Annotated in this window: 4 protein-coding genes and 1 riboswitch; all 4 genes read left to right on the top strand. The window is 75.0% G+C overall.

All coding sequences use genetic code 11. The features are described 5' to 3' along the window. The first annotated feature begins 35 nt into the window (after nt 1-35). On the top strand, nt 36-248 hold the full coding sequence (locus tag AC13HU_RS32100; protein ID WP_483045497.1) for a hypothetical protein: 213 nt from the start codon (nt 36-38) through the stop codon (nt 246-248). 322 nt (nt 249-570) lie between these two features. Continuing rightward, a riboswitch (cobalamin riboswitch) is annotated at nt 571-768 on the top strand. An 83-nt stretch (nt 769-851) separates the two neighbouring features. Further along, nucleotides 852-1,853 carry a cobalamin biosynthesis protein gene (locus tag AC13HU_RS32095; protein WP_483045496.1) on the top strand — a complete coding sequence of 334 codons (1,002 nt, stop codon included), beginning with the start codon at nt 852-854 and terminating at the stop codon, nt 1,851-1,853. Then, nucleotides 1,850-3,355, top strand: coding sequence for a cobyric acid synthase (locus AC13HU_RS32090; protein WP_483045495.1), 1,506 nt, complete (start codon nt 1,850-1,852; stop codon nt 3,353-3,355). Before AC13HU_RS32095 ends, AC13HU_RS32090 begins: the two co-directional genes overlap by 4 nt. A gap of 166 nt (nt 3,356-3,521) precedes the next feature. Beyond that, on the top strand, nt 3,522-4,895 hold a 1,374-nt coding region (locus tag AC13HU_RS32085), incomplete at its 3' end, for a magnesium chelatase ATPase subunit I (RefSeq protein ID WP_483045494.1).

The following is a 4,895-nucleotide window of genomic DNA, read 5'->3' as shown; positions in this document are numbered from 1 at the left end:
GCCTCCACCCCCACCACGGTCTGAAAGGGCACGCCATGAGCATCGACTGGCACGCGCTCGGCACGGTCTTCGCCGTCACCCTCCTCTCCACGGTCGGCCTCGTGGGCGCCTTCACGCTCGGCATCGTCGGGCTGTCCCGGCGGGGCGGCACCGGCGGCACCGCGGTCCTCACCCGCACCGGTGCGTATGTCTGTTTCGCCGCCTGTGCTGCCGCCGTCGCCTACGGCATCCACCTCATCGCGGGGTAGCCCTGCGGGGGGCCGCGCCGTACGTGGGTGCGGCTCCCTCCCTCGGCGCCCCGGGGCCCTGCCCCTTGCGGTTGTTCGTCCTCGTACGGGCCGTTGTGGCTTGTCGCGCAGTTCTCCCCCAGAGCTTCGCCTGGGAGGAACCCCCACGCGCCCCTGGGTGGGTGCCCGTTGCGGTCATGCCTTCACCGGCCTGCGGCCGGGAACGAGACCGACCTCACAACGGCGCAAGACCGAAGGGGCGCTGGGAACGGCGCGACCAGCTCACCACCGGCGGACGGGCCCTGAATCCGCAGGCAGGGGCGCTCGGGGGGTCGGTTGACGCGGTTTCCGCAGCCGTGGTGAACTGCCGGGAGCCATACGGCGGCAGGAGAGGAAGTCGGTGCGAATCCGACGCGGTCCCGCCACTGTCACCGGGGAGTGCACTCCCGAACCTGTAGGTCACGGCCGGCTCGCACCGGCGGGAAGACCCGGGAGTGCGTAGATCCGGGAGCCAGGAGACTCTCACCGCCGGTCACGTCGAGCCAGGGCGCGGACCCTGAGTGAGGACTTCGCGATGCCCTGCACGCAGGCCGCTGCCCGTTCGGTCGCCGAGACGACCCGGGCATGACCCGTGCCGACCGCGTCTTCGCGTACGGCGCCACGCTCGGCTTCCTCGGCGACCTCCTGATCGGCGACCCGCGCCGCGGCCACCCGGTGGCCGGCTTCGGGCGTGCCGCGGGGGTCCTGGAGAAGCGGCTGTGGCGCGACGACCGCGGCACCGGCACGGCGTACGCGGCGCTGTGCGTCGGCGGCGCGGTGGCCGCGGCCGCTCTCACGGAGCGGGCGGTGCGCGGCCGCCCGGCGCTGTCCGTCGCGCTCACCGCCGCCACCACCTGGTCCGTACTCGGCGGCACCTCGCTCGCACGCGAGGCCCGCGCGATCGGCGCGGCGCTGGAGGCCGGGGACCTGGCCGCCGCCCGGGCCCGGCTGCCGCACCTGTGCGGGCGGGACCCGTCCGCACTGGACGCCGACGCGATGGCCCGCGCCGTCGTCGAGTCGGTCGCCGAGAACACCTCGGACGCCGTGGTCGGCGCCCTCGTGTGGGGCGGTCTGGCCGGTGTGCCCGGCCTGGTCGGCTTCCGCGCCGCCAACACCCTGGACGCGATGGTCGGCCACCGCTCCCCGCGCCACCTGCGGTTCGGGTGGGCCGCCGCCCGGCTGGACGACGCCGTCGGCTACCCGGGGGCCAGGCTCACCGCCGTACTCGCCGCGCTGGCCGGGCCGTATCCGCGTACCGCGCTGGCCACCGCCCGGCGTGACGGGCCGCGCCATCCCTCCCCCAACGCGGGCCCGGTCGAGGCCGCGTTCGCGGGGGCGCTGCGGCTGCGGCTGGGCGGCACCCTGTCGTACGGCGGCCGTACCGAGCATCGCCCGGTGCTGGGCGCCGGGTTCCGCCCACCCGCCCCGGCCGACATCCGGCGCGCGATCCGCCTGTCCCGCCGGGTCGGCGCGCTGGCGCTGGGCGCGTCGGTGCTGCTGTCGGCGGCGCGCGGGGGCCGCCCGGCGGCGGGTCCGGTCGCAGGTCCGGTCATGGGTCCGGTCACGGCCGAGGGGGGCGCGGCGTGAAGGGGCTGCTGGTCGCCGGGACCGGTTCGGACACCGGCAAGAGCGTGGTGACCGCCGGGATCTGCCGGTGGCTGACCCGTCAGGGCCTGCGGGTGGCGCCGTTCAAGGGCCAGAACATGTCGCTCAACTCGTATGTCACCCGGGAGGGCGCCGAGATCGGCCGGGCGCAGGCGATGCAGGCGCAGGCGGCCCGGGTGGAGCCGTCGGCGCTGATGAACCCGGTGCTGCTCAAGCCCGGCGGCGACCACAGCAGCCAGGTGGTGGTGCTGGGCAAGCCGGTCGGCGAGCTGAGCGCGCGCGGCTACCACGGCGGCCGGCAGGCCGAGTTGCTGGGGACCGTGGTGGAGTGCCTGGAGGAGCTGGGCCGCGGCCACGACGCCGTGATCTGCGAGGGCGCGGGCAGCCCCGCCGAGATCAACCTGCGCCGCACCGACATCGTCAACATGGCCGTGGCCAGGAGCGCGGGGCTGCCGGTGATGGTGGTCGGCGACATCGACCGCGGCGGCGTCTTCGCGTCGTTCTACGGCACGACCGCCCTGCTCGCACCGGAGGACCAGCGGCTCGTCGCAGGCTACCTGGTGAACAAGTTCCGCGGTGACGTGTCGCTGCTCCAGCCCGGCCTGGACATGCTGCGCAACCTCACCGGCCGCCCCACCCTCGGCGTGCTCCCCTTCGCGCACGGTCTGGGCATCGACGAGGAGGACGGGCTGCGGGTGTCGCTGCGCGGTGCGGTGCGCGAGTCCGCGGTCGAACCGCCCTACGGCGACGAGGTGTTGCGGGTCGCGGTGGCCGCGCTGCCGCTGATGTCGAACTTCACCGACCTCGACGCGCTCGCCGCCGAACCCGGGGTCGTGGTGCGGTTCGTGGACCGCCCGGACGAACTCGCTGACGCCGACCTGGTCGTGCTGCCCGGCACCCGCGGCACCGTCCGCGCGCTGGCCTGGCTGCGCGAACGCGGCCTCGCCGACGCGGTACATCGGCGCGCCGCCGAGGGCCGCCCGGTCCTCGGAATCTGCGGCGGCTTCCAACTCCTCGCCCAACGCATCGAGGACGATGTGGAGTCGAGGGCCGGTACGGTCGCGGGCCTCGGCCTGCTGCCGGTCCGGGTCCGCTTCGCCCGCGAGAAGACCCTCGCCCGTCCGGAGGGCACGCAGTACGGCGAGCCCGTGCGCGGCTACGAGATCCACCACGGGGTGGCCGAACTCCTCGGCGGCGACGAGCCGTTCCTCGACGGCTGCCGGGTCGGCGCGGTGTGGGGCACCCACTGGCACGGGTCGCTGGAGAGCGACGGCTTCCGGCGGGCGTTCCTTCGCGAGGTGGCCGCGGCGGCGGGGCGACGGTTCGTCCCGGCGCCCGACACCCGCTTCGAGGCTTTGCGGGAGGACCAGTTGGAGCGGCTGGCGGACCTGGTCGAGGAGCACGCCGACACCGGCGCACTGCTGCGGCTGATCGAGCACGGCCCGCCGGACGGCCTGCCGGTCCTGCCGCCGGGGGCGCCGTGACCGCGTTCACCCCCGCCCATGCGGGGAGCGGAGAGCCCGAACAGCGGTGCAGTTCGCCGTGCCCGGATCACCCCCGCGGCAGCGAAGATCCCTCGTCACAGCATGGTGGGTGCGAGTCCACATCCGACCGATCGAACGCCTTTTCACTCGAAGGAGTGACCGCTTCATGAGCATTCCCTACCCGTTCTCGGCGATCGTCGGCCAGGAGGATCTGCGGTTGGGGCTGCTGCTCAACGCGATCAGCCCATCGGTGGGCGGCATCCTCGTCCGAGGCGAGAAGGGGACGGCCAAAACCACGACCGTACGCGCGCTCGCCTCGCTGCTGCCTGATCTCGCGGTGGTTGCCGGTTGCCGGTTCAGCTGCGCCCCCGCCTCCCCGGACCCGGACTGCCCGGACGGGCCGCACCCGGTGGACGAGGAGGGGATACCGCGCCCCGCGAGGCTGGTCGAGTTGCCGGTGGGCGCCTCGGAGGACCGGCTGGTCGGCGCGCTCGACATCGAACGGGCGCTCGCCGAGGGGGTGAAGGCGTTCGAGCCCGGGCTGCTGGCCGACGCGCACCGGGGGGTTCTGTACGTCGACGAGGTCAATCTGCTCCATGACCATCTCGTGGACGTATTGCTGGACGCCGCCGCGACGGGCGCGAGTTACGTGGAGCGCGAGGGCGTGTCGGTGCGGCACGCGGCGCGCTTCCTGCTGGTGGGCACGATGAACCCGGAAGAGGGCGAGCTGCGGCCGCAGTTGCTCGACCGGTTCGGGCTGACCGTGGAGGTCACCGCCTCGCGCGAGACCGACCAGCGGGTGGAGGTCGTACGGCGGCGGCTGGCCTACGACGCGGACCCGGCGCGGTTCGCGTCGCGGTGGGCGGCCGACGAGCAGGAGATGCGCGAACGGATCGCGGCCGCACGGGAGTTGTTGCCGACGGTGGTGCTCGGGGACGCGGTGCTGCGGCAGATCGCGGCGACCTGCGCGGCGTTCGAGGTGGACGGGATGCGCGCGGACATCGTGATGGCGCGGACCGCGACCGCGCTGGCGGCGTGGGCGGGCCGCACCGAGGTGACGGCGGCGGACGTACGGCAGGCCGCGCTGCTGGCGCTGCCGCACCGCCGGCGCCGCAATCCGTTCGACGCGCCCGGCCTCGACGAGGAGAAGCTGGACGAGACGCTGGAGCAGGCGCGGCAGGAGGCGGAACGGGCCGAGGCCGAGGGCCGGGGTCCGGACGAGGACCCGGCGCCGGAGCCCGACCCCGACTCCGACCCCGACGGCGGTCCCGAGAACGGCGGCCCCGACGGTGGCGGGCCGGGCGGCGGTGGCGGGGTGCCGCCGCAGCGCGACCCGGGCGTGGACCCCGCGAGCGGCTCCACCACTCCGGACACCGGGTCCGAAGCGACTCCCCCGCCCCCGGGGGCCGGCACGGAATCGGGAACAGGAGCCGGCTCGGCCCTCGCCGCCGCCTCCGAGCAGCCGTCGTCCGCGGCCGGGGAACCGTACAAGACGCGGATGTTGACGGTGCCCGGGATGGGTGAGGGTGCGGCGGGGCGG

This window comes from Streptomyces sp. NH27 (assembly GCF_056859195.1).
This window is presented reverse-complemented; position numbering and strand designations above follow the sequence as displayed.